Source organism: Saccharopolyspora soli, assembly GCF_022678645.1.
GTDB classification, from domain to species: Bacteria; Actinomycetota; Actinomycetes; order Mycobacteriales; family Pseudonocardiaceae; genus Saccharopolyspora; species Saccharopolyspora soli.
This window is the reverse complement of sequence record NZ_JALBWV010000032.1, coordinates 1-23,320: the sequence shown is the minus strand read 5'-3', so window position 1 is coordinate 23,320 and position 23,320 is coordinate 1. Positions and strand designations below refer to the sequence as shown.

General features: G+C 68.5%; 24 protein-coding genes and 2 riboswitches. Of the genes, 13 read left to right on the top strand and 11 right to left on the bottom strand.

All coding sequences use genetic code 11. The features are described 5' to 3' along the window. Positions 1 to 175: 175 nt before the first annotated feature. Both glyA and gcvT read right to left on the bottom strand, forming a co-directional pair. Positions 176 to 1,456 carry a serine hydroxymethyltransferase gene (gene glyA / locus MOQ72_RS23595; protein ID WP_242187618.1) on the bottom strand — a complete coding sequence of 427 codons (1,281 nt, stop codon included), beginning with the start codon at positions 1,454 to 1,456 and terminating at the stop codon, positions 176 to 178. Positions 1,457 to 1,554: 98 nt separating this feature from the next. Continuing rightward, complete coding sequence (gene gcvT / locus MOQ72_RS23590; RefSeq protein WP_242187617.1) at positions 1,555 to 2,661, bottom strand: glycine cleavage system aminomethyltransferase GcvT; 1,107 nt, start codon at positions 2,659 to 2,661, stop codon at positions 1,555 to 1,557. A 115-nt stretch (positions 2,662 to 2,776) separates the two neighbouring features. Beyond that, positions 2,777 to 2,877, bottom strand: a riboswitch (glycine riboswitch). Next, positions 2,878 to 2,972, bottom strand: a riboswitch (glycine riboswitch). A gap of 141 nt (positions 2,973 to 3,113) precedes the next feature. On the opposite strand from gcvT, the gene MOQ72_RS23585 reads away from it, so the two are divergent. Further along, entirely contained in the window at positions 3,114 to 3,362 is a 249-nt protein-coding gene (locus MOQ72_RS23585) for a hypothetical protein (protein WP_242187612.1), read from the top strand. 6 nt (positions 3,363 to 3,368) lie between these two features. On the opposite strand, the gene MOQ72_RS23580 is transcribed toward MOQ72_RS23585, so the two are convergent. Continuing rightward, positions 3,369 to 4,013: a TetR/AcrR family transcriptional regulator gene (locus MOQ72_RS23580; protein ID WP_242187610.1), complete on the bottom strand. Its 645-nt coding sequence runs from the start codon at positions 4,011 to 4,013 to the stop codon at positions 3,369 to 3,371. Positions 4,014 to 4,115: 102 nt separating this feature from the next. Between MOQ72_RS23580 and MOQ72_RS23575 the strand changes: the two genes are divergently transcribed. From MOQ72_RS23575 to MOQ72_RS23540, 8 genes are all read left to right on the top strand, one after another. Beyond that, a complete protein-coding gene (locus MOQ72_RS23575; RefSeq protein WP_242187608.1) occupies positions 4,116 to 5,294 on the top strand; it encodes an acyl-CoA dehydrogenase family protein in 1,179 nt (392 codons plus the stop codon). Between the two features lie 180 nt (positions 5,295 to 5,474). After that, positions 5,475 to 5,630 (top strand): hypothetical protein, encoded by a 156-nt coding sequence (locus MOQ72_RS23570; protein WP_242187607.1) that lies wholly within the window; start codon positions 5,475 to 5,477, stop codon positions 5,628 to 5,630. Between the two features lie 185 nt (positions 5,631 to 5,815). Then, complete coding sequence (locus tag MOQ72_RS23565; protein ID WP_242187606.1) at positions 5,816 to 6,376, top strand: hypothetical protein; 561 nt, start codon at positions 5,816 to 5,818, stop codon at positions 6,374 to 6,376. Positions 6,377 to 6,466: 90 nt separating this feature from the next. Beyond that, positions 6,467 to 7,660 carry a Tm-1-like ATP-binding domain-containing protein gene (locus MOQ72_RS23560; protein WP_242187605.1) on the top strand — a complete coding sequence of 398 codons (1,194 nt, stop codon included), beginning with the start codon at positions 6,467 to 6,469 and terminating at the stop codon, positions 7,658 to 7,660. Next, positions 7,657 to 8,487, top strand: a complete 831-nt coding sequence (locus tag MOQ72_RS23555) for a phosphoenolpyruvate hydrolase family protein (RefSeq protein WP_242187604.1) — start codon at positions 7,657 to 7,659, stop codon at positions 8,485 to 8,487. Before MOQ72_RS23560 ends, MOQ72_RS23555 begins: the two co-directional genes overlap by 4 nt. A 68-nt stretch (positions 8,488 to 8,555) precedes the next feature. After that, positions 8,556 to 8,993 carry an SRPBCC family protein gene (locus MOQ72_RS23550; RefSeq protein WP_242187602.1) on the top strand — a complete coding sequence of 146 codons (438 nt, stop codon included), beginning with the start codon at positions 8,556 to 8,558 and terminating at the stop codon, positions 8,991 to 8,993. 66 nt (positions 8,994 to 9,059) lie between these two features. Next, a complete protein-coding gene (locus tag MOQ72_RS23545; protein ID WP_242187601.1) occupies positions 9,060 to 10,016 on the top strand; it encodes an NAD-dependent epimerase/dehydratase family protein in 957 nt (318 codons plus the stop codon). Further along, entirely contained in the window at positions 10,013 to 12,301 is a 2,289-nt protein-coding gene (locus MOQ72_RS23540) for a glycosyltransferase family 2 protein (RefSeq protein ID WP_242187600.1), read from the top strand. Before MOQ72_RS23545 ends, MOQ72_RS23540 begins: the two co-directional genes overlap by 4 nt. Here MOQ72_RS23540 and MOQ72_RS23535 read toward each other — a convergent pair. Then, positions 12,270 to 12,740 carry a GtrA family protein gene (locus MOQ72_RS23535; RefSeq protein WP_277954570.1) on the bottom strand — a complete coding sequence of 157 codons (471 nt, stop codon included), beginning with the start codon at positions 12,738 to 12,740 and terminating at the stop codon, positions 12,270 to 12,272. The genes MOQ72_RS23540 and MOQ72_RS23535 overlap by 32 nt on opposite strands. 239 nt (positions 12,741 to 12,979) lie before the next feature. Between MOQ72_RS23535 and MOQ72_RS23530 the strand changes: the two genes are divergently transcribed. Beyond that, positions 12,980 to 14,149, top strand: a complete 1,170-nt coding sequence (locus MOQ72_RS23530) for an NAD-dependent epimerase/dehydratase family protein (protein WP_242187598.1) — start codon at positions 12,980 to 12,982, stop codon at positions 14,147 to 14,149. A gap of 379 nt (positions 14,150 to 14,528) precedes the next feature. On the opposite strand, the gene MOQ72_RS23525 is transcribed toward MOQ72_RS23530, so the two are convergent. After that, positions 14,529 to 15,431 carry a sulfite exporter TauE/SafE family protein gene (locus MOQ72_RS23525; RefSeq protein ID WP_242187597.1) on the bottom strand — a complete coding sequence of 301 codons (903 nt, stop codon included), beginning with the start codon at positions 15,429 to 15,431 and terminating at the stop codon, positions 14,529 to 14,531. Positions 15,432 to 16,190: 759 nt separating this feature from the next. Between MOQ72_RS23525 and MOQ72_RS23520 the strand changes: the two genes are divergently transcribed. Beyond that, positions 16,191 to 16,946 (top strand): M23 family metallopeptidase, encoded by a 756-nt coding sequence (locus MOQ72_RS23520; protein WP_242187595.1) that lies wholly within the window; start codon positions 16,191 to 16,193, stop codon positions 16,944 to 16,946. Between the two features lie 417 nt (positions 16,947 to 17,363). On the opposite strand, the gene MOQ72_RS23515 is transcribed toward MOQ72_RS23520, so the two are convergent. The 4 genes from MOQ72_RS23515 to MOQ72_RS23500 form a co-directional block, all read right to left on the bottom strand. Next, complete coding sequence (locus MOQ72_RS23515) at positions 17,364 to 18,206, bottom strand: RNA polymerase sigma factor SigF (protein WP_242187590.1); 843 nt, start codon at positions 18,204 to 18,206, stop codon at positions 17,364 to 17,366. After that, on the bottom strand, positions 18,203 to 18,643 hold the full coding sequence (locus MOQ72_RS23510; protein ID WP_242187589.1) for an ATP-binding protein: 441 nt from the start codon (positions 18,641 to 18,643) through the stop codon (positions 18,203 to 18,205). The genes MOQ72_RS23515 and MOQ72_RS23510 overlap by 4 nt, the downstream gene beginning before the upstream one ends. A gap of 92 nt (positions 18,644 to 18,735) precedes the next feature. Then, positions 18,736 to 19,329 (bottom strand): vitamin K epoxide reductase family protein, encoded by a 594-nt coding sequence (locus tag MOQ72_RS23505; RefSeq protein WP_242187588.1) that lies wholly within the window; start codon positions 19,327 to 19,329, stop codon positions 18,736 to 18,738. Beyond that, the gene (locus MOQ72_RS23500) at positions 19,326 to 20,069 is read right to left on the bottom strand and encodes a DsbA family protein (protein ID WP_242187587.1); all 744 of its coding nucleotides are present in this window, start codon (positions 20,067 to 20,069) and stop codon (positions 19,326 to 19,328) included. Before MOQ72_RS23500 ends, MOQ72_RS23505 begins: the two co-directional genes overlap by 4 nt. Positions 20,070 to 20,241: 172 nt before the next feature. Here MOQ72_RS23500 and ligD point away from each other — a divergent pair, with 172 nt between their 5' ends. Beyond that, on the top strand, positions 20,242 to 21,237 hold the full coding sequence (ligD, locus tag MOQ72_RS23495) for a non-homologous end-joining DNA ligase (protein WP_242187585.1): 996 nt from the start codon (positions 20,242 to 20,244) through the stop codon (positions 21,235 to 21,237). Positions 21,238 to 21,270: 33 nt separating this feature from the next. On the opposite strand, the gene MOQ72_RS23490 is transcribed toward ligD, so the two are convergent. Continuing rightward, positions 21,271 to 21,420 carry a hypothetical protein gene (locus tag MOQ72_RS23490; protein ID WP_242187584.1) on the bottom strand — a complete coding sequence of 50 codons (150 nt, stop codon included), beginning with the start codon at positions 21,418 to 21,420 and terminating at the stop codon, positions 21,271 to 21,273. Positions 21,421 to 21,519: 99 nt separating this feature from the next. Continuing rightward, positions 21,520 to 22,254, bottom strand: coding sequence for a GntR family transcriptional regulator (locus MOQ72_RS23485; protein WP_242187582.1), 735 nt, complete (start codon positions 22,252 to 22,254; stop codon positions 21,520 to 21,522). Positions 22,255 to 22,346: 92 nt separating this feature from the next. On the opposite strand from MOQ72_RS23485, the gene MOQ72_RS23480 reads away from it, so the two are divergent. Further along, positions 22,347 to 23,320 (top strand): acyl-CoA thioesterase (locus MOQ72_RS23480; protein ID WP_242187581.1); only part of this gene is annotated, 974 nt, incomplete at its 3' end.

Sequence of the window (23,320 nt, the reverse complement as noted above, 5' to 3'; positions counted from 1 at the left end):
TCGCTGAAACTGCGCAGATATTGCGACATTCGGTGGATGCTGGCAAGGGGTTGGTGCTACTTGACACCGAGCGTTTGCCCGATCGAGCAATAGTCCACTTCGGACTCAGCTGTGAACGCCGCATTCCGGGCATTGTGGACGCAAGCGGCGTTGACAGCTGAGTTTTCCGTCACATTCAGAGGTTCGCGTACAGCGGGTGCTTCGCGGCCAGCGCTTCCACGCGGGACCGCAGCTTCGCACTCGTCGTCTCGTCGAAGCCCGGCTTGAGGGCCTCGGCGATGATGTCGGCGACCTCGGTGAACTCCTCCTTGCCGAATCCGCGGGTGGCCAGCGCCGGGGTGCCGATGCGCAGGCCGGAGGTCACCATCGGCGGCCGGGGGTCGTTGGGTACGGCGTTGCGGTTGACGGTGATGCCGATCTCGTGCAGCCGGTCCTCGGCCTGCTTGCCGTCCAGTTCCGAATCCCGCAGGTCCACCAGCACCAGGTGCACGTCGGTGCCGCCGGAGACCAGCCGCACCCCGGCCTGGGCGGCGTCGTCGGCGAGCAGCCGTCCGGCCAGGATCTGCGCGCCCTCCACGGTGCGCCGCTGCCGGTCGGCGAACTCCGGGGACGCCGCGATCTTGAACGACACCGCTTTCCCGGCGATCACGTGCTCCAACGGCCCGCCCTGCTGACCGGGGAAGACGGCGGAGTTGAACTTCTTGGTGAACTCCGAGTCGGAGGAGAGGATCACCCCGCCGCGCGGCCCGCCGAGGGTCTTGTGCGTGGTGGTGGTGACGACGTGGGCGTGCGGCACCGGGTTGGGGTGCAGTCCGGCGGCGACGAGTCCGGCGAAGTGCGCCATGTCGACCATCAGGTAGGCGCCGACCTCGTCGGCGATCTCCCGGAACCGCTTGAAGTCCAGTTGGCGGGGGTAGGCCGACCAACCGGCGATGATCAGCCGCGGCTGGTGCTCGCGGGCCAGCCGGGCGACTTCGTCCATGTCGACGCGGTGGTCATCGGCGCCGACGTGGTAGGGCACCACGTTGTAGAGCTTGCCGGAGAAGTTGATCCGCATCCCGTGGGTGAGGTGCCCGCCGTGGGCCAGGTCCAGGCCCATGATGGTGTCGCCCGGGTTGAGCAGCGCGAACATCGCGGCCGCGTTGGCCTGCGCGCCGGAATGCGGCTGCACGTTGGCGAACGAGGCCCCGAAGAGCTCCTTGACCCGGTCGATGGCCAGCTGTTCGACGACGTCGACGTGCTCGCAGCCCCCGTAGTAGCGACGGCCCGGATAGCCCTCGGCGTACTTGTTGGTCAGCACCGAACCCTGCGCCTCCAACACCGCACGCGGCGCGAAGTTCTCCGACGCGATCATCTCCAGCGTGGACTGCTGGCGGTGCAACTCGGCGCCGACCGCCACGGCCACCTCCGGATCCACCGCGGCCAGCTGGTCGTTGAACAGGTCCGGTGTCGACATGGTGTTGCCTCCTGTGTATCGCGGGACACCCGCACCTGGCCGGACACGTGCGCGGGATGACGAATATCTCGCAAGTGTCCTCCAGGTGTTCGATCTCGTCAGGCTTCGCGGCGGTAGAACGGCAGCTCGACGACCTGCACCGCGACGTTCCTGCCGCGGATGTCGACCTGCAACTGGGTGCCGGGTTCGCTGTGGTCGCGGTCCACGTAGGCCATCCCGATCGGGTGGCCCAGGGTCGGGGATGGCGCGCCGCTGGTCACGACGCCGATCTCGGCGCCGTCGGCGTCCAGCACGCGGTAGCCGTGCCGGGGAGCGCGCCGCTGCTCGGTGGTCAGCCCGACCAGGGTGCGCTCGGTCGGCTTCTCCGCTGCGACGGCCAGGGCGGCCTTGCCGACGAAGTCGCCGGGTTTGTCGAGCTTGACGACCCGGCCGAGGTTCGCGTGGTAGGGCGTGAGGTCGGCGGACAGCTCGTTGCCGTACAGCGGCATGCCCGCCTCCAGCCGCAGGGTGTCGCGGCAGGACAGCCCGGCTGGCCGGAGGTCGTGCCGCGCTCCGGACTCGGTCAGCGCCTGCCAGACCGCTTCGGCGTCCCCAGGTGCGGTGAACAGCTCGAAACCGTCCTCGCCGGTGTAGCCGGTACGCGCCAGCAGCACGTCCTTGCCCGCCACCCGGCTGCGGTAGCCCGCGTAGTACTTGACCTCGTCGAGGTCTGTGTCGGTCAGCGGAGCGAGGATCGCGACCGCGTTCGGTCCCTGTACGGCGATGAGCGCGTAGTCGTCGGAGACGTCTTGGTGCTCGGCGTCGAACCCACCAACCCGCTCGGCCAGCTCAGCGGACACCACGGCGGCGTTCGCCGCGTTGGCCACTACCAGGAACTCCTGCTCGTCGAGCCGGTAGACGATCAGGTCGTCGAGCACGCCACCGGCTTCGTCGCAGATCATCGTGTAGCGGGCACGACCGGGCTTGATCGCGGACGCGTTGGCGACCAGCGCGTAGTCCAGCGCCTCGGCGGCTTGTGGTCCGCTGATCCGAATCTCACCCATGTGGGTCAGGTCGAAAAGCCCGGCGCTGTTGCGCACCGCGTTGTGCTCGGCGGTGTCACCGGAGTAGCGCAGCGGCATCCGCCAGCCCGCGAATTCGGTGAAGGTCGCACCGAGAGCTTCGTGCACCTGGTGCAACGGCGTCTGTCGTGGTGACGACGACATGGTGAGACTCCTCCTGGTGGGCGCCGGTCGGCAGTCGAGGGCCGGTCAGCTCACTGCGCCCAACCCTATCCGGGACACCTCGACTCCGACCTGCGCGGGCTTGCGCTGGTCGGCGGGTCTCCCCGGAGTCATTGGCCTGAGAGTTTCACCACCCACCGAGGGGCGGCTTGCACCGTGGGCGAGAAGCGCGTGCTTCTGCTTTTCTCCGCGTTCGCCTGGTGCCGTGCGGTGCCGGTGCCTGAGAGTTTGCTGGGGAGTGTTGCTCCTTCGGCGCTCCGCCTCGCAAGCGGAGTCTCTCCCGCACGACGTCATCGGCGCGGTATTCGGTTGTGCGCCCAGGACGCTACGAACCAACCGAGACCGAAGTCAACCGAAAGGGTGGGTGATCTCGTGCCGACCTGGTGAACGCATGAGCGTATGCGAACAGTTCGCATACGGATACTCTGCGTGATGTGTTGATCGAAGAGTTTCCATGGCTGAAGAAATTGCCGCCGGAGAGTCGGCCCGAGTTCGAGCAGGACTACGTCCGCGCATCCAGCCTTGCCGCGGAGCTCGGCACCCGGGCCCCGCTTGACCAGACCATCCGCGAGTGGAAAGCGACTGCGGACATCTACGACGATCCAGTGCTGGTCGAAGCCCTGACGGGGCCGATAGGTGGCGACTTCGGCCCGGTGCCTCCGCCAGATGGATTTGGTGTCTGACAGGTGTCACTCCTTCGGGGTCGCGTTCGAACCAAGTTCGCGGTATTGCTTTTGCAGGCCGTTGATCAGGGCGGCTAGGGCTAGTTCGAAGCTGTCCGCGTCTATTTCCGCCGCGTGTTCGCGGAGCAGGTGGGCTCGGCTGAGGTGTGGGAAGCGGTCGTCGTAGAGCGCCGCGTCGTCCGGGAAGCCGCTGCTGAACGAGCCCATCGCCGAGCCCACCACCAGGTACTTCGTCGAGGCGCCGATCATCGTGGCGTAGCGCTGCGGCCAGCCCGCTTCGGTCAGGCCGCCGTGCACCGCGTCGGCGCGGCGCAGGGCGGTCTCCCGGCGGGCCGGACCGTAGGCCAGGAACGGGACCAGGTTCGGGTGCGCGATCAGGGCGGCTCGGTAGGAGCGCGCCCAGGTCCGCAGCCCCGTCGTCCAGTCCACCTCGAAGCCGGAGACGTCCACCGCCGTCATCACCCCGTCGGCGATCTCGTGCAGCAGGTCTTCCTTGGTCGACACGTGGTTGTACAGCGACGCGGCGCGCACCCCGAGCCGCTCGGCCAGGCGGCGCATGGACAGCGCTTCGAGGCCGTCGGTGTCGATGATCTCCAACCCGATTCGCCGGATGCGCTCCGGCGACAGCCGGGGAATGGTCGGTCTGGGCACGTTCTCTCCTCGCCAGCGCCCTTGCGGCGCTCGTCGGGACGGTCTTAGACTGCCATAAAACTAACGTCGTTAGTTACGCGCCGCACCGAAAGGAACACGGCGATGGTCGACTTCTCGCTGTCCGACACCGAACGCGACATCCGCGACTGGGTGCGCAACTTTGTCCAACGCGAACTGGTCCCGTTGGAACCGGAGGTGCTGCGCCGCGAACGGGCTGGCGAGCGCGGCCTTGCCAAGGACGAGCTGCGAGCGTTGCAGGACAAGGCGAGGCAAGCCGGGTTCTGGGGTGTGCAGACCCCCGAGGAGTACGGCGGGATGGGCCTGTCGGCGGTTCTGACCGCGCTGATCGAGATCGAACTCGGCCGCACCTTCGTGCCGTTCCGGTTCGGCGGCTACGCCGACAACATCCTGTACTACGCCAACGACGAGCAGAAGCAGCGCTACCTGCTGCCGACCATCGAGGGCACCCGCAAGTCGTGCTTCGCGATCACCGAGCCCGGCGCCGGTTCGGACGCCAAGAACCTGCGCACCACCGCCGTCCAGGACGGCGACGAGTGGGTCATCAACGGGGAGAAGACGTTCATCACCGGCGGCATCGACGCCGACTTCGTGATGGTCTTCGCCGTCACGGACCGGGAGAAGGGTGCCAACGGCGGGGTCACCTGCTTCCTGGCCGACCGGGACATGGGCTGGAAGTCCGAGCCCATCGACATCATGGGGCCGCTGGAGCGCCAGCCCGCTGCGCTGGTGTTCGACAACGTGCGGGTGCCAGCGGGCAACGTGCTCGGCGAGGTCGGGCAGGGCTTCGCGCTGGCCATGCAGTGGATCGGTCGAGGCCGCTACCTGCTGCCCGCGCGCGCCCTCGGGGCCTGCGAGCGGCTGGTCGAGATGGGCATGGACTACGCCAAGACCCGTGAGACGTTCGGCAAACCGATCGCCGAGCGCCAAGCCATCCAGTGGATGATCGCCGACTCCGCGGTGGAGATCGAGGCGCTGCGCTGGCTGGTGCTGCAGGCGGCCTGGCAGGTGGACCAGGGCTTGGACTCGCGGCACGCGCAGTCGATCGCCAAGCTGTTCGGGGCGACCCGCGCGGGCGAGATCGTGGACCGGGTGCTGCAGATGCACGGCGGCATGGGCTACACGAAGGAACTGCCGATCGAACGCTGGTACCGCGACCTGCGCCTGCTGCGCATCTTCGAAGGCACCGACGAGATCCAGCGCCGCACGGTGGCCCGAAACCTGCTGCGCGGACATGCCTCGATCAGCGGCGTGCTCGGCTGAATCCCGGTTCCGGGCTGGTCTTGCGCGAGTTCTGCGGTCCGCAGCATCACGTTCGAGACCAAGGGCGGATTTCGTCCGACCCGGTGGTCTGCGCTCGGCTGATGCTTGCCCGTTTTGTCGGTAGCCTGGGAGGAGCCGGTAATCCGAACCGCCCATGACTTCGACCAGCCGGGAGCAACGATGTCGCTGTTCAAGAAGGTCACCGAGTTCGCCAGCAGCCCGCAGGGCCGCAAGGTGATCGACCAGGCCAAGAAGTACGCCTCCGACCCGAAGAACAAGGAGAAGATCGACCAGGTCAAGAACAAGTTCTTCGGCAAGGGTGGCAAGAGCCACTGACCTGAGCTGACAACGGCCTCCCGGCAGCACGCCGGGAGGCCGTTCGTCTGGCATGTGTTCGGTGGTACCAGCGCGATTTCGGAAATCGTTGTCCCGTCGACGAAATCAGCCGATGCGGGCTTCCTGGGCGACTTGATCCGTTACGCTTCGCTGCGGACCGGAGGCGCCTGAGCAGGAGTGTGGCCATGTCCCAACCGCCCTGGCAGGGGAACCGCTATCCGCAGGAGCACGGGCCGCCGCCCCAGCCTCCGCAGGCCCAGTACGGACCGACACCACCGCAGGCTCCGCGGCGGCCGGGGGTGGTGCTCGCGGCCGCGGTCCTCGGCGGGCTTGTCGCGCTGATCATCGTCGGGGTTGCCGTCTTCACCCTGGTCGCCGGGTGGAGCGGGGCCAGCGGCGGTGGCGAGATCGTCGTGGTGCTGCTCGCGTTCATCATCGGTGGGGTCGGTGCGATGCACGCTCTCGGCGTCGCAAGTCTGCTGCACCCCAGGTTTCCCAGCACCGCCCGGATGGCGATGGCCGGTTGGACCACGATGGCCGTCGTCGCCTTCGGCGCGTTCCGCTCGGTGCGCGGGTTGGCCGAGACCGGCCCGGACTTCGCCACCCTGCTGGTGTGGATCGTGCTCGCGGTCGTCGTGATCACGCTGATGGTCCTGATCACCCGCCCGGCGGTTGCGCAGTGGGTGCAAGCGACGCACGCGCATTCCCGTCGGCTCGGCCACGTCCCCAAGCAGCGGCGCCGCTGACGCAATCGCCCGGACGACAGGGCTGTGCGGCGGGCTGATCAACAGTAGAGTTTCGCCGGGTTGGTTCGACGTCGAGCCGCGGAGGTTGCGATGGGCGCGTACGTCGCCGGGACGTTCGACACCAAGGGCGCTGAGCTGCACTACGTCGCCGAGCTCGTGGCGCGCGGGCATCCCGTCGTCACCGTTGATCTGTCCACTACGGGCAAATCGTCCGATGTCGACGTGTCCGCCGCCGAGGTCGCCGCGCATCACCCCGACGGCGCCGACGCGGTGTTCACCGGTGATCGCGGCTCCGCTGTCGCGGCGATGGCCACCGCATTCGAACGGTTCCTCGTCGGCCGCGACGTCGATGGGATCATCGGGCTCGGCGGATCGGGCGGCACCGCGCTGATCACGCCCGCCATGCGCGCTCTGCCGGTCGGTGTGCCGAAGCTGATGGTGTCCACAGTGGCCTCCGGTGATGTTTCGCCCTATGTGGACGCCACCGATATCGCGATGTTCCCGTCGGTCACCGATGTCGCCGGGCTGAACCGGATTTCCCGCCAGGTGCTGGCCAACGCCGCGCACGCGCTGCTCGGTGCCGTAACCCATCCGGCACCTCCGGCAGAGGACAAGCCCGCTGTCGCGCTGTCCATGTTCGGCGTCACCACGCCGTGCGTGACCGCGGTGGCCGAGCAACTGTCCGCCGACTACGACCCGCTGGTGTTCCACGCGACCGGAACCGGTGGCCGGGCGATGGAGAAGCTCGTCGACGACGGGTTGGTCCGCGCGGTTCTGGACATCACCACCACCGAGGTCTGCGATCTGATCGCCGGTGGCGTGATGAGCGCCGGGGAGCAGCGCCTCGACGCCATCGCCCGCACCGAAGTGCCCTACGTCGGCTCGTGCGGCGCCCTGGACATGGTGAACTTCGGGGCGCTGGACACCGTTGCGCCGCAGTACCGGGACCGCAACCTCTACGTGCACAATCCGCAGGTCACGCTGATGCGCACCTCCGCGGCCGAATGTCGGCGGATCGCGGCGTTCATCGCCGCCAAGCTCAACGCCTGCCGAGGACCGGTGCGCTTCCTGCTCCCGACCGGCGGAGTGTCCATGTTGGACGCACCGGGGCAGCCCTTCTACGATCCCGAGGTGGACGCGGTGCTCTTCGACACCCTCGAAAGCCAGCTGCGGCAGACCGCCGACCGGCAGGTGCTGCGGGTACCGCACAACGTCAACGACCCGGAATTCGCCGCCGCGCTGATCGCGGCGTTCCGCGACGTCGCTCGCCAGGAGGCACGATGAGCCGATTCGACCGCGCCGAGGTGATGCGCGGATTGCGCGCCAAGGTCGAGCGCGGGGAACCGATCGTCGGTGGTGGTGCGGGCACCGGTCTGTCCGCGAAGTGCGAGGAGGCCGGTGGCATCGACCTGATCGTCATCTACAACTCCGGACGCTACCGGATGGCCGGGCGGGGTTCGCTGGCCGGACTGCTGGCCTACGGCAACGCCAACGACATCGTGGTGGAGATGGCCCGCGAGGTGCTGCCGGTGGTCCGGCACACCCCGGTGCTGGCCGGGGTCAACGGCACCGACCCGTTCATGCTGCGGGACCGGTTCCTGGCCGAACTGCGCGAACTCGGGTTCGCCGGGATCCAGAACTTCCCGACCGTCGGGCTCATCGACGGAACCTTCCGGGCGAACCTGGAGGAAACCGGCATGGGCTACGACCTGGAGGTCGAACTCGTCGCCGCAGCGCGCGAAGCCGACCTGCTGACCACGCCGTACGTGTTCTCCAGCGCCGATGCACGCGCGATGACCGAGGCTGGCGCGGACATCATCGTGTGCCACATGGGGCTGACCACCGGCGGCGCCATCGGCGCGGAAACCGCCAAGTCGCTGGACGACTGCGTGGCCTTGATCGACGAGTGGGCGCAGGCCGCCCGCGAAGTGCGCGACGACGTGCTGGTGCTCTGCCACGGCGGGCCGATCTCGATGCCCGGGGACGCGGCGCACGTGCTGTCCAGGACCAAGCGGTGCCACGGCTTCTACGGCGCGAGCAGCATGGAGCGACTGCCCACCGAGAAGGCGCTGATCGAACAGACCAAGGCGTTCAAGGACCTGACGTTCTAGGGACCCGTGCATCAAGTGTCGAGGGTGGACGAAGCGGCCCACCACAACTGAGCACTGAGGAGGAAACGGTGGCGAAGTCCTATGCGAGCGGGGTGATCGCGGCGTCGGTCGAGCAGGTGTGGCAGGCGGTGCGCGATTTCAACGGTCTGCCGACCTGGCATCCGGCGATCGAAGCGAGCGAGATCGAAGGCGGTGGCCCGGCGGACGCGGTGGGCTGCGTCCGGCACCTGACCCTGACCGACGGCGGTGCGGTGCGGGAGCGGCTGATGGCGCTGGACGACATCGACCACAGCTACACCTACGAGTTCGTGACGAGCCCCTTCCCGGTGCGCAGCTACCGCTCCACCATCCGAGTCGCGCCGATAACGGACACCGGACACAGCTTCGTCGAATGGTTTTCGCACTACGACGCCGACGCCGCCGACGAGCAGCAGTTGGGTCAGACCTTCGCCCAAGGGGTCTATCGGACCGGGCTAAACGGACTTGCGGAACATCTCGGCGGATAACGCGGACGTCGCGGTTCGGGACAGGTGTGGACCGCAGGGCGCGGGAGGGCGGTTAGAGTCTGGCGCGTGCCAAGCAGCGTTATTCCTCCCGCAACAGACACTGCCCAGGCCGATCGCGTTGTCGTCACCGGTGGTTCCGGTTTCGTCGGCAGAGCAGTGGTACGCGCCTTCTTAGGGCGCGGAACCCCGGTCACCATCGTGGACCTGCAGGCGCCGCCCGCCGAACTGCGCAGCGATCTGGTGACCTACCTGGAAGGCGACCTGCGGGACGCCGACGTGCGGGAGGCTGCGGTACCGCCGGGCGCCGCCGGGATCATCCACCTGGCCGCGATCACCTCGGTGCTGCGTTCGGTGGACCAGCCCGCCGAGACCTACGCCAACAACGTGGCGGTCACCCACGAGTTGCTGGAGCTGGCCCGCGTCCGCGCGGTCGGCCAGTTCATCCTCGCGTCCACCAACGCGGTGACCGGTGACATTGGTCACGGCACGATCTCCGAGGCTCTGCCGGTGCGCCCGCTCACGCCCTACGGCGCCACCAAGGCGGCGTGCGAGATGCTGCTCTCCGGCTACGCCGGGGCGTACGGCATGGCCACCTGCGCGCTGCGGTTCACCAACATCTACGGACCCGGCATGGCGCAGAAGGACAGCTTCATCCCGCGGCTGATGCGGGCAGCGCTGGCAAACAGCGGCGTCGAGGTCTACGGCGATGGCGCGCAGCGCCGCGACTTCGTGCACATCGACGACGTCGTGCAGGGCATGCTGGCCGCATGGGACAAGCAGTACACCGGCACTGCGATCATCGGCTCCGGGCACTCGATCTCGGTGCTTGAGCTCATCGACGCGGTCCGCGCCGCCACCGGCGAAGACGTGCCGGTCACCCACGTGTCCGCCAAGAACGGCGAGATGCCCGCGGTGATCGTGGACGTGGCCAAGGCGCAGCGCGAACTCGGCTACACCCCGAACGTCGAGCTCACCGAGGGACTGCGCACCGTCTGGGCGGACTTCCGCCGCGGAATGCGATGAGCGCCGCGCTCGCGCGCATCCTCCGGCGGCACTGGCTGCTGGCACTGTTCGTGCTCGCCGGACTGGTCCTGCGGATCGTCGTCCAGCTGGCCTACCGGCCCGCACTGCTCTACATCGACTCGTTCCGCTACCTCGACGACGTCGGCGCGTTCTTCCCGGGCGGCATCAACCCGGTCGGTTACGAGGTGTTCCTGTGGCCGCTGCTCGCGGTCGGCAGCCTGACCGCCGTGGTGGCGGTGCAGCACCTGCTCGGGCTCGGCCTGGGCGTCGGGATCTACGCGTTGCTGCGGCGGTTCGACGTCCGGCCGTGGATCGCGGCGGTGGCCGCGGCCCCGGTGCTGCTGGACGCCTACCAGCTGCAGATCGAGCAGAACATCATGTCCGATCTGCTGTTCCAGGTGTTGCTGCTGGTCGCGGTCTACGTGCTGACCTGGTGGGGCGCGCCGGGCCCGAGGCTCGCCGCGCTGGCCGGGATCGTGCTGGCCGCAGCGGTGACGGTGCGCGTCGTCGGACTCACGCTGGTGGTTCCGGCCGCGGTGTTCGTGCTGCTGGCCACCGGTTGGCGGCCGCGGGACGGCTGGCGGCGCCGCCTGATCGCCACCGCCGCGCTGGTCGGCGCCTTCGCCGCGGGCGTCGGCGGCTACTCGCTGTACCACCTGGCGTGGACCGGTTCGTTCGGCGTGGGCGGCTCCGGCGGCGGTGCCCTCTACGGCCGCGCCGCGGTGGTCGCCCACTGCGACGAGCTCGACCTGACACCGCAGGAGCGGCTGGTCTGCCCGGCGGAACCGCTCGAACAGCGGGCCCGCAACGGCATCGACTTCTACATCCACTTCTGGCACGTCCAGGAGAACGTCGACAAGTTCCTGCCAGCCGACATGGACGTCGCCGCCGCGCAAGGCTCGTTCACCCGCAAGGTTCTGCTGCACCAACCGCTGGACGTGGTTGGCGGGATGGCCGAGGACTTCTTCAAGGGTTTCGCCCCGACCCGCACCCAAACGCCCGGCGACGTGCCGCTGGACCGCTGGCAGTTCCAGCAGACCTACCCGATGTACGCAGTCGACTGGTACGTCGTGGAGTGGACCGAGCTCTACGACGACGGCAGCTTGTCGGTCGACCCGCAGCTGGCCGGGTTCCTGCGCGCCTACCAGCTCGGCGGCGGCTACACGCCGGGCATCGCCCTCGGCGGCGCGCTCGCGGTCGCCGCGCTGGCCGTGCTCGGCGTCGGCCGGGCCCGTGGGTCCGGGCTGCGCCCCGCATGCCTGCTTTGCGCCGGAATGGCGACCACCGTGCTGGGCACCGCCGCGGCGATGGAATTCTCTTGGCGCTACCAGCTGCCCGGCCTGGTGCTGATACCGCTGGCTGGCGCCCTGGGCGCGACCGCGCTGGCCAGACGCCGCGGCGTCCCCAGCGGGCGTGCGAACGATCGAGGTCGCTCCCGACCAAGACCCCCGAAGGAGAGTGAGATGCCGACGACCTTCCCGGCCGAGGTGGACCGGGTCGCATTGGACGACTACTCCGCCCGCTACGGCGCGCAGCGGTTCGCCCCGGTGGTCGTGCTGATCGCCGCGTACAACGAGGAGGAGTCGCTGGGCGAAGTGCTCGACGGCATTCCCGCCCGCAGCTGCGACCTGGACGTGGACACCCTGGTGGTGGTCGACGGAGCGACCGACGACACCGCTGCGATCGCGCTGAAGCACGGCGCGCAGACCTGCGTCGCACCCGTCAACCGGGGGCAGGGTGCGGCGCTGCGGTTGGGTTACCGCTTGGCGGCCGAACGCGGGGCGCGCTACATCGTCACCACCGACGCGGACGGCCAGTACGACATCGCCGAACTCCCGAAGCTGCTGCGGCCGCTGATCGACGGCCGGGCCGACTTCGTGACCGGCTCCCGGCGGCTCGGCAGCAACGAGCGACCCGCGCTGATCCGCCGCGCTGGCACCTACGTGTTCGCCTGGCTGGTCAGCGCGCTGACCGGGCAGCGCATCACGGACACGTCCTTCGGGTTCCGCGGCATGCGGGCCGAGGTGCCGAACTCGGTGACGCTGGAGCAGCCGCAGTACCAGTCCTCGGAGTTGCTGGTCGGGGTGCTCAGCCACGGCTACCAGGTGCTGGAACAGCCGATGCGGATGCTGGCGCGGACCGCCGGGGTGAGCAAGAAGGGCAACAACCTGCTGTACGGCTACCGCTATGCGCGGGTCGTGCTCGGCACCTGGTGGCGGGAACGCCGGGCGAGCACGCCGCACCGGGAACCGATCAACGAGCCCGCCGCGGTCGGCGAGCGGTGAACACCAGTCGGTCGATCAGCACGAACTTCACCACGAACATCACCGCGTACGTGCCGATGAACGCGCCCCAGACAACGGCGATCTGCGCGGTCCGGACATCTGGGAACAGCGCGTGCGCCAGGGTTTCGGCGTTGTGCGTGGCCAGTGCGGCCAGCAGCGCGGTGCCCACCGAGATCACGCCGTAGCGCAGGATCTCGCCGCGCAACGCGGCCCGGCCGCCGCCGCCCCAGGTGCGCCGATTTAGTACGAAGTTCGGAATCGCACCGGCCAACCAGGCCAATGTGGTGGCGAACACGGCCGTGGCCCCGAGTGAGTAAGACAACAAAAAAACAAGTTGGCTGATTCCGGTAGCGACTACCGATGCGGCCGCGAAACGGCTGAGCAACCGCCAATACCGACCACGGCGAGCGCCGGTGCTTTCGGCGGTTTGCTGCACCATGCCGACTCCGTTCCAGCCGTTCGGGTTGCTCCGGTTGAACCATACCCAGTCCGGATTCCCAGCGAATTCCCAGTCTGGGACAAGCGAAAAGGGCAGCTCTTCGTGAAATGGTCAAGAGATGAGACCATGCCCCATGTTGTATCCAACGGGTGAGGCTGGCTCAGGCGATAGCTCTGCCAGGTCCTTGCCGTGCGGCGTACGCGACGGTGGCGCCGAAGTTCGAATAGGGGAGTGAAGGCGTGCGAATCCTCGTCCTCGGGGGAGATGGCTACCTCGGTTGGCCGACCGCTCTGCACTTGTCCGACTGCGGCCACGAGGTCGCGGTTGCCGACAACTACGCCCGCCGGGGCTACGACCACGAGATGGGCGTGGACAGCCTCGTGCCTATCGAGCCCATGCAGGTCCGCCTCGACGCGTGGCAAGAGATCTCGGGCAAATCCATCAAGTGTTATTACGGCGACTTGGTCGACGGCGAGTTCACCGTCGAGATGATCGCCGACTTCCGGCCCGACGCGATCGTGCACTTCGCCGAACAGCGGGCGGCGCCGTACTCGATGATCGACCGCAAGCACGCGGTGTACACCCAGCACAACAACGTGGTCGGCAACCTCAACGTGCTGTTCGCGATCCAGCAGGTGGACCCGGAGATCCACCTGGTCAAGCTGGGCACGATGGGCGAGTACGGGACGCCGAACATCGACATCGAGGAAGGCTGGCTGGAGGTCACCCACAACGGCCGGACCGACCGGATGCTGTACCCGAAGAAGCCGGGCTCGTTCTACCACCTGAGCAAGGTGCACGACAGCCACAACATCGAGTTCGCCTGCCGGATCTGGGGGCTGCGCGCCACCGACCTCAACCAGGGCGTCGTCTACGGGCAGGAAACGCCGCAGACCGTGCAGGACCCGCGGCTGGCAACCCGGTTCGACTACGACGCGATCTTCGGCACCGTGCTCAACCGGTTCGTCATCCAGGCGGTGCTCGGTCACCCGTTGACGGTGTACGGCACCGGCGGGCAGACCCGCGGCCTGATCGACATCCGGGACACCGTGGAGTGCATTCGCCTCGCCGCGGAGAACCCGGCGGACCGCGGCGAGTTCCGGGTGTTCAACCAGATGACCGAGAAGTGCTCGGTCGGGGAGATCGCCAAGATCGTGGCGAACAGCTACGACGGCCCGGTGGAGATCGAGTACCTGGACAATCCGCGGGTCGAGCAGGGCGAGCACTACTACAACGTCAAGCACACCGGTCTGGTCGAGTTGGGGCTGGAACCGCACCTGCTGTCGAACACGCTCATCGAGTCGCTGTTCCGGGTGGCGGACAAGCACAAGGACCGGGTCGACATCGCCGCGATGCGGCCCACCGTCAACTGGCGGCAAGCCGCCAGCCCGCTGCGCGCGGACCGCTGAGCGGCTGTTGATCACATCGACGATGCCGGGGCGTGCTGCAACCGTGTCCACGACTGGGCCGCGTGGCGGCTGGAATATACCAACAGGGCGGGGCACACTTGATTGCGAACGCCGCGGTCACGTCGATCAGGCCGTGGTGCGGGGAGCGGTGCCCCGGGCGCGGAGCGCGAACTCCGCTCCCGGGGCGCCTACCGTGTGTCGGGGGGCTTCCACACGGTCTACCGAACAGTAACTCGTTTGGTTGATCTCGGCGATACGGCACGTGGGTAAATCTTCTGACCATCCAGGACGCCGGAGACCCTGCGGCGGCGGTGCCCGGGAAGTGCCAATTTCGCGAGAAATCGCCCGCGCTACGCAAGCCCCTTCGGAAACAGTCTCGCTAGCTCCGGGCTGGCGCGGTGGCTTCCTCCACGTCCGCCAGCTCGCGGCGCTCCGCCAGGACCACGCGGATCGTGTACCCGAGCGCCGCGACCCAGGCGACGATGATCGCCGTGTAGATGACGGTCGGTGACGGGGCGGGCAGGTCGAAGTTGTTGATCAGCGTGCGAGCGTTGGTCAGCACGATCAGGCCCCCAGCGCCGACCCCGATCAGCCGCATCGGCACGACGCGCACCAGGTAGGCCGCCAGCGGCGCCGCGATCACACCGCCCAGCAGCAACGCACCCACCGTGAGCCAGGACAGCTGCTGATTCGCCAGCGAGGTCAGGAAGCCCAGGCTCGCCGCGGAGGCGATCAGGAACTCGCTGGTGTCCACCGAGCCGACGACCTTGCGCGGCTCGACCTTGCCGGTGCTCAGCAGCGTCGGGGTCGCCACCGGGCCCCAGCCGCCGCCCCCGGTGGCGTCCACGAACCCGGCGACCAGGCCCAGCGGGGCGAGCAGCTTCGGGCTGACGCCGGTGAGCTGGCGGCGCCGAAGCGGGCGGATGGCGAACCGCAGCAGCACGTAGATCCCGAGGGCGAGCAGGATCGCCGACATCCACGGCTCGGCGGCTTCGGTGGAGAGGTTGCTCAGCACGGTGGCGCCGAAGAACGCGCCGACGGCGCCCGGCACGCCGAGGATCAGCACCATCTTCCAGTCGACGTTGCCGAACTTCCAGTGCGAGAGCCCGGAGGCGATCGAGGTGCCGATCTCGGCGAGGTGGACCGAAGCCGAGGCCAGGGCCGGGGTCAGGCCCGCGGCGAGCAGGATCGTCGTCGAGGTCACCCCGTAGGCCATGCCGAGTGAGCCGTCGACCAGCTGCGCGACGAAACCACCGATCGCGAAGATCAGGAATGCTTGCACGATGTCTCCGTAGATGCGTGGGGTGCCGGAACCGGCGCGCGACGAACCGCGGCGCGGCGTTGCGCAGCCGGATGGGGAGGACCGGACGAAGGCGAAGAGGTCAGGTGGGAGCGGGGCCTACCGCGCGCACCGACACCCTGCGGAGGTGACGCGGCGCAAGTCGACGTGGAGGCGCTGCACCAGCAGCCGCCACTGATCACCAGGCGTCATGCGGAACAGTGAAACAGATTCCGCCTTCGAGTGGCACCTGCTCCCAAAGTGCGAGAAGGCCCCGATGTGGTTCGCGCGAGTGTTGTGCGCAAGGCCACTTCTGGCGGTTGCCGATCTTGCCGACGGGTGATCAGGACAGTTCACCTTCCGTTCGCCGCAGTGTCGCTTGTGGACTCCGGTGGCTTCGGCTGCCCTTCGCGCCAGACGGTCGCGCGCCCTGCGACGCTTGATCGTTTTGTCCTGGACCTGCGCGAACAACGGGCTTATTGATCGTTTCCGCGCTCGCCGCGGCTAGTTGTCGACAGCGCTGGTCGGACCGGTGGATGTTCGATTCGCCGTTATCTATCGGTCATCTTTGGTAAGCACTAAGAGTGACTGATCCGCCTCTGTTTGCCAGCCAATCGGACCAACGGTTGCATGTCTCGATAACCCTCAGCTACGTTCGCCGTTCGTAAGTCACGGTTCGGTCACGCGACGCCTCCCCCCGAAAGGCGATCCCGCAATCCCCCGGCGGGAAGTGACCGGATCACCCCGAATCGGAAGGTGAAGATGGGCAAGCACCGCAAGGAGGGCGGCCATCCCCCGAAGGCCGCTCTCCCGGTCCGCAACAAGGTCGTCGCGGCGGTGGTGGCCGGTGGCGCGTTCGCCGCGGTCGGTCAGCCGCTGGCCGCCAACGCCGAACCGCAGCCGGACGAGGCCGCGCAGCCGTTGGCCGGTAAGAAGAACCTGAGCCTGGCCGTCAGCGGTACCGCGCACAGCCCGGCGGCGGTCAAACTGCTCGCGGCCGAGCCGGTCGCCAACTCGCAGGCCGAGTCGCAGAAAATCGACAAGAGCCAGGCGATCGAGCAAGCCCGTGCGGAAGCCGAGCGCGCTGCCGCCGAGGCCGAGCACGCGGCCGAGGAGCAGGCCAAGAAGCGGGCCACCGGCTTCGTCAAGCCAGCTGAGGGCACCTTCACCTCGGGCTTCGGAGCCCGCTGGGGCACCAGCCACCGGGGCGTCGACATCGCCAACGACATCGGCACCCCGATCTACTCGGTGGCCGCCGGGAAGGTCATCGAAGCCGGTCCGGCCAGCGGCTTCGGCCAGTGGATCCGGGTGCAGCACAACGACGGCACGATCACCGTGTACGGCCACATCAACACCATCGAGGTCAGCGTCGGCCAGCGGGTCGGAGCGGGCGATCAGATCGCCACGATGGGCAACCGCGGCCAGTCCACCGGCCCGCACCTGCACTTCGAGGTGATCGAGGATGGCGTCAAGATCAACCCGCTGCCCTGGCTGAACGAGCGCGGCATCTCGTTGTAGCCCGGCGTGCTCGTCGGGCGCAGGTACCCCGAGCCCAGCACGCCCCCAGACAGCCGCCCGGGACCCGAAATCCCCCGACGGGTCCCGGGCGGCTTCCCCGACTACGCCGCAGCGGTGCGAGCGGTGCGGACCCGTACGGGTGATGAGTGAAGGGCACCTTCGACCGACTATGAACTCGCGCGGATTGGGCATGTCGAGGGGGTCGTCAGGCAAGCGGCGTCAGCCGCTTCCGCCCACGCTCGCAGCTTGCGCCGCCGCGGGTTCACGGTGGCCCACCCCTCTGGGGTTCTCCCCGCGAGGACAGCCCCGACGTGGTGTATCGGCATACATGATGTCGGGGATCCCACAGCGAGAATGCCTCTGAGGTTCCGCCACCCGCACCGCCACGCAAGCCAATCCGCGCACCCTCCAAGCCGGTCAAAGGTGCCCTTCACTCCTTGTATGACCGCTGATGGATTCCGCGGTTGGTTTGTCCTCCTCTAGGCGCTGCCGCAGCCAGCCGAGGGTGCGGGCCAGCAGGCGGGAGACGTGCATCTGCGAGATGCCGATCTGCTCGGCGATCTGCGTCTGGGTCATGCCACGGAAGAACCGCATCACCAGGATGCGGCGTTCCCGGTCCGGCAGTTCGCGCAGCAGCGGCCGGACCATCTCCCGGTTCTCCACCTCGATCAGCTCGGTGTCGTCGGAGCCGATGGCGTCTCCGAGCGGGATCTCGTCGGTGTCGGTGAGCAGTTCGTCCAGCGAAGCGCTGCGGTAGGCGTTGCCCGCCTCCAGGCCGCGGTAGACGTCGTCGGTGCTGATCCCCAGGTGCTTGGCCAGTTCGCTCGGGGTCGGCGCGCGGCCGAGTTCCTGCGACAGCCGGGCGATCGCCGCCGACACCGACAGGTGCAGCTCCTGGAGCCGACGCGGCATCCGCACCGCCCAGCCGGTGTCCCGGAAGTGCCGCCGCACCTCGCCCATGATCGTCGGCACCGCGTAGGACAGGAAGTCCACCCCGCGTCCGGGGTCGAACCGGTCCACCGCGTTGATCAACCCCAGGGTGGCGACCTGGGTGAGGTCCTCCTGCGACTCGCCGCGGTGGCTGAACCGGCGAGCGATGTGCTCGGCGACCGGCAGGTGCTCGGTGACCAGCGTGGCGCGGAGTTCGGAATAGCGGGGATCCTGCTTGCTCAGCTTCGCGAGCTCGCCGAAGAGCGGCGCCAGCCGGTCGTAGCGCTCGTTGCGCGAATGTGCTGTCGGCTTGGAATCCGCTCGTTTCACACGTGGGCCGTCCGTCCCTTGGTCAACTCGATCCGCACCAGGTGGCTGCCGTTGGCGGCAGGGTCCGACTCGACCGAGGTTGACACAAGGTCGGCGAGTGCGCTGAGCACGCGCCAGCTGAAGGTGTCCTTGCGAGGTCCGAACGCGTCGTCGCTGAGCACCTCAGCGGTGACCGACAGCTGGTCGTCGCCGGTGCGGAACCGGCAGACCAGCGTCGCGGCCGGGGCGGCCAGCCGGACCAGCGACGAGCACGCCTCGTCGACTGCCAGCCGCAGGTCCGCGATCGAGTCGACGTCGTAGTCGGCGCGCATGGCCAGGTCACCGACGACGGCCCGCATCACCGCCAGTTGCGCGGGCTCCGCAGCGATGCGGACCTCGACCACGTTCGCCGCGGACGTCTCCGGCTCGACGTGCGTGATCTCGCGTTCCACGCTCATCCCGGGCCACCTCGTCTCGATAGGTGCGGCGCACACCTCACTCACAGTCACCTGGTACCCGAGGCCCGCACCGAACAAACGGCCGCTGCACGCTACAGCAGAGTGCTCCAGTAGTCCCAGAACGCCTGCAGGATCAGGACCACGATCACCAAATACCACACCACGAGCACCAGGCTGTGGAACCGGGCGAGCGCCGCGCCGACGGATTGCCCGCCACCGAAGTTGCCAGCGGTGAGGTTGTGCAGCGTCGTGTACCAGAACAGCGGGATCGTCACGACCCACACGACCATGCAGTACGGGCACAGCGCGTGGATCTCGTAGAGGCTCTGCACCACCAGCCAGTGGATGAAGATGACCGCGAGCGTGGTGCCGACCTGCATCCCCAGCCAGAACCAGCGCGGCGGTTCGAACCCGCCCAGCACCACGGCCCCGGCGGTGACCACCACCGGGAAGGCGGCCACCCCGATCAGCGGGTTGGGGAAGCCGAACGCCGCGGCCTGGGCGCTGTCCATCACCGAACCGCACGAGATGATCGGGTTGATGCTGCAGGTGGGCACGTAACCGGGGTTGGCCAGCTTGGCCAGCTTCTCCACGATCAGGGCGGCCGAGGCCGCCAGTCCGACCGCGCCACCCACGACGTACAGCCAGGCCAGGCCACGAGGTGCGGCGGCGCCTGGCGTGGTCACCGCGCGAGCTCCTCGTCCAGCTGCTGGCGGAACACGTCGTTGAGCTGTTGGAAGGTCTGCACGTCGCCGGGGTCGAACTCCCTGCCGTTGATGAAGATCGTCGGCGTCGCCTGCACCTCGGCCCGGTTGCCGTCCGCGGTGTCGGCGTCGATCTTGGCGTTGACCTGCGGGGAGTTCATGTCCTGCTGGAACCTGGGCAGGTCAAGGCCGATCTGCTGGGCGTACTGGTCGAACAACGCGCGCGCTTTGGCCTCGTCGGTGCTGAGGTTCTGCCCGTCGGGCGCGAGAGCCCAAGCCGCGTAGTTGTCGTAGAGGGCGTGGTACATCTCCTTGAACTTGCCCTGCAGGGCGGCCGCCTCGGCGGCCTGCGCGGCCGGTCGGGCCAGCGGGTGCATGCTCAGCGGGAAGTTGCGGGTGACGAAGGTGATCTTGCCCGCGTAGTCGGCCTCGACCTGCTTGGTCAGCGCGTCGTAGTACGAGTGGCAGGCCGGGCACTGGTAGTCGAGGAACTCCACCACGGTGACCTTGTTGTCGGGCGCCGTGGTCAGCACGTTGCTGTCCGGTTTGCGCAGCACGTCGGCCGCCACCGTCCGGCCGCCGGTGTTGGTGTCGGACCCGCCGCGGGTGAACAGCAGGACGCCGCCGATCACCAGCACGGCGACGACGACCACCACGATGGTGAGGATGACGTTGGTGGACAGCCCGCTTTTTTGGGTCAGCGGGTTCTTGCTCTTCGGCATCGCGTGCTTTCACCTTCGGCGGTCGGTCCGCTCGCGCGGCAGGAAGTCGACAGGTCCAGTTTCTCGCATTGACCCGATTGGGCTCCCTTGCGGGGTCGAACTCACAGGCCGTTCACAGCTGGTTCTCAGCCTGGCCGGTTTGCCGCGCTGATCCGGGGGTAATCCGCCGACGATGAACGATCCGATGCGGCTGCTCGACGCCACCGAACGAGCGGAGCTGCGGTCCTGGCCCGGTGGGACGTGGCACGAGCCCGCGTTGGCGACGCTGACCCACCGGCAGTTCTCCGACCCGGACTGGATCTTCGAGCGCAAGCTGGACGGGGTGCGGGTGATCGCGGGCTGCGACGGGGACCGCCCGGTGCTGTGGTCCCGCAACGAGAAGCGGGTCGACGCGGCCTACCCGGAGGTCGTCGACGCGCTCGCCGAGCAGGGCGCCGACCGGTTCGTGATCGACGGCGAGGTGGTCGCCTTCGAAGGCGACCAGACCAGCTTCGCGCGACTGCAGAAGCGCATCCACCTGACCGATCCGCGCGCCGCCCGCCGAACCGGTGTGCCGGTCTACTACTACGTGTTCGACCTGATCTCCTTCGGCGGCGTGGATTTGACGAGATTGGCGCTGCGCACCCGAAAACGGCTGCTGCGGGAGATCTTCGAGTTCACCGATCCGCTGCGGTTCAGCGCGCACCGCGCTGGCACCGGCGAGGAGTTCTTCCGCGAAGCGTGCCGACGCGGTTGGGAAGGGCTGATCGCCAAGCGCGCCGACCGGCCCTACCGCAGCGGGCGGAGCCGGGACTGGCTGAAGTTCAAATGCGTCGCCGACCAGGAGTTCGTCGTCGGCGGCTACACCGACCCCAAGGGATCCCGGTTCGGTTTCGGAGCGTTGTTGGTCGGCTACTACCAGCAAGCGGAGCTGCGCTACGCGGGCAAGGTCGGCACCGGGTACGACGAGCGGACGTTGCGGGAACTGCGCGCCAAACTGGACGAGCTGGCCCGCGACAGCTCACCGTTCGCCGACCCGGTGCACGAACCCGGCGCGCACTGGGTGGCGCCGGAACTGGTTGCGCAGATCGGGTTCACCGAGTGGACCGACGACGGCAAGCTGCGCCACCCGCGCTTTTCGGGACTGCGCAACGACAAACGCCCGCAGGACGTGGTGCGCGAGGCTTAGCGTTCGGGGCCTGGCCGCCGCGCGGACAGGTCTTCAGCGGCCGATCACGATCGCGGCTTCGTTCGCGACGGGCCGCGTCGGCGCTTCCGTGTGCGGGTGGCTCCATGACGCGAGCAGAACGGTCGCCACGACCATCATCACCGTTCCGACAACCGACACGATTGTGCGGCTGTTGCTCTGCATGGCAGGTGCCCTCCGAATTTCTTGAGTAGGGATGGAAGAACTCGCGGCGTACGCCTCGTCGGGCGTCCCACTTGGGTGTCGCCACACCGATTCGCAACGTTAGCGGCCGCTGTCCTGTTCCTGATGTGATGCGGAACTCCCTGGTGGGGACGGGGTTTCGGGGATCTCGGACCACAATCCCAGTTGCTGCAGGTGATGGATCAGTAACTCTCCGGTATGGGTCACGTGCTTGTGCATCGCGGCACGGGCGCTGGCCGGGTCGCGCTGCCGCAGCGCGGTCAGCAGCGTGTGGTGGTCGGTCACCGCCATCTCCCGCCAGCCCGGCACATCGACGGTGATGCTCTGCGGTGCGTAGCGCACCGCGATGCCGAGGAACCACGACAGCTTGGGCGAATCCGAGAGCTGGCACACCGCGGTGCGGAACCGGGTCACCAACTCGCCCATGTCCAGCAGCACGAACTGGCTGGCCACCCGCATTTCGTCGTGCAGCCTGGTGAGTTCGGCGAGCCGGTCGGCGTCGATCTTGCGCGCCGCGCGGGCGGCGAGCTCACCGGCGAGGGTGGCCTGCAGCCGGTGGACGTCCTCGAAGTCGTGGCGGCTCAGCGGCGCCACGGTGAACCCGCGGCGCGGTTCCAGGTTCACGAAGCCCTCGCCGCGCAGCGCCAACAACGCCTCGCGCACCGGGGTCACGCTGACGCCGAGTTGCTCGGCGAGGCGTTCCAGGTGCAGGTGATCGCCCTGCCGCAGGCGGCCGGTCATGATCCGTTCCCGCAGCCGATCGGCCAGTTCGTCGGGAAGCCGGGGAGAGCGTGCGCGCATCGCCGCGTCGATCACCGCTGGGCCACCCCGCAGCGTGGTAACCCACCGATTGTGTAACCGGTCACGTGCAACTTGATACCACCTGGTGTGAGTAGTTTGTTCTGGCCATGGACGTTCCTCGCCTGCCGGATCTGTTCGACCTAGCCGAGCCGGGTCCGGACCGGTTCGTGGGCCGCACCCAGCCGGTGCCGGAACACCGGTTGTTCGGCGGTCTGCTGCTCGCGCAGTCGATCGCCGCCGCCGGGCGCACGGTGCCCGCGGGGCGGCCGGTGCACTCGATGCACGCGTTGTTCGCGCGCGGCGCCGACCCGGCCGACCCTGTCCAGTACACAGTGGACCGAATTCGGGACGGCGGGGCGACCTCGGCGCGGCGGGTGATCGCCAGCCAGGGCGGGGCGGAGGTGTGCGCGGCGCTGGTGTCCTTCCAACGCGCCCGCGACGGACTGCGGCACCAGCCGGAGTTCCCACCAGCGACCGCACCGGAAGACCTGCCGCCGCTGCACGAGCGGTTCGCCGACTCCGACGTGCCGGTCCCGGACTGGTGGCGCAAGCCCGGCGCGATCGAACTCCGCTACGTCGAAGACCCGCCACCGCTCACGCCGAGCCGCCACCTGGTGTGGATGCGCGCACCGGAACAGCTGCCGGACGACCCGCTGCTGCACGCGTGCGCGCTGGCCTACGCATCGGACATGACCTTGGTGGAGCCGGTGTTCCTGCTGCACGGCGCCGATCGGCGTGCCAAGGGGGTGCGATTGGCCAGCCTGGATCACGCGATGTGGTTCCACGACGACCTCCGCGCCGACGAGTGGCTGCTCTACGACCAGGACTGCCCGACGGCAGCGAGCGGTCGAGTGCTTGGACGCGGGAACGTCTTCGACCGTTCCGGCCGCCACGTGGCCACGGTCACCCAGGAAGCCCTGCTGCGCATCGAGCGGTGGGGGGGGGGGGGGGGGGGGGGGGGGGGGGGGGGGGGGCGCGCCCCCGGGGGGGGGGGGGGGGGCGGGGGGGGGCGCGGGGGGGGGGGGGCCGGGGGGGGGGGGGGCGGGCGGCGGGGGGGGGGGGGGGGGGGGGGGGGCCCGGC

Excerpts from the sequence above, each read along its gene's own strand:
- MOQ72_RS23565 (WP_242187606.1), top strand. The coding sequence starts at position 5,816 with ATGTCCCAACCGCCCTGGCAGGGGAACCGCTATCCGCAGGAGCACGGG.
- MOQ72_RS23575 (WP_242187608.1), top strand. The coding sequence starts at position 4,116 with ATGGTCGACTTCTCGCTGTCCGACACCGAACGCGACATCCGCGACTGG.
- MOQ72_RS23560 (WP_242187605.1), top strand. The coding sequence starts at position 6,467 with ATGGGCGCGTACGTCGCCGGGACGTTCGACACCAAGGGCGCTGAGCTG.
- MOQ72_RS23555 (WP_242187604.1), top strand. The coding sequence starts at position 7,657 with ATGAGCCGATTCGACCGCGCCGAGGTGATGCGCGGATTGCGCGCCAAG.
- MOQ72_RS23520 (WP_242187595.1), top strand. The coding sequence starts at position 16,191 with ATGGGCAAGCACCGCAAGGAGGGCGGCCATCCCCCGAAGGCCGCTCTC.
- glyA (WP_242187618.1), bottom strand. The coding sequence starts at position 1,456 with ATGTCGACACCGGACCTGTTCAACGACCAGCTGGCCGCGGTGGATCCG.
- MOQ72_RS23510 (WP_242187589.1), bottom strand. The coding sequence starts at position 18,643 with ATGAGCGTGGAACGCGAGATCACGCACGTCGAGCCGGAGACGTCCGCG.
- MOQ72_RS23570 (WP_242187607.1), top strand. The coding sequence starts at position 5,475 with ATGTCGCTGTTCAAGAAGGTCACCGAGTTCGCCAGCAGCCCGCAGGGC.
- ligD (WP_242187585.1), top strand. The coding sequence starts at position 20,242 with ATGAACGATCCGATGCGGCTGCTCGACGCCACCGAACGAGCGGAGCTG.
- gcvT (WP_242187617.1), bottom strand. The coding sequence starts at position 2,661 with ATGTCGTCGTCACCACGACAGACGCCGTTGCACCAGGTGCACGAAGCT.
- MOQ72_RS23500 (WP_242187587.1), bottom strand. The coding sequence starts at position 20,069 with ATGCCGAAGAGCAAGAACCCGCTGACCCAAAAAAGCGGGCTGTCCACC.
- MOQ72_RS23535 (WP_277954570.1), bottom strand. The coding sequence starts at position 12,740 with ATGGTGCAGCAAACCGCCGAAAGCACCGGCGCTCGCCGTGGTCGGTAT.
- MOQ72_RS23540 (WP_242187600.1), top strand. The coding sequence starts at position 10,013 with ATGAGCGCCGCGCTCGCGCGCATCCTCCGGCGGCACTGGCTGCTGGCA.
- MOQ72_RS23490 (WP_242187584.1), bottom strand. The coding sequence starts at position 21,420 with ATGCAGAGCAACAGCCGCACAATCGTGTCGGTTGTCGGAACGGTGATG.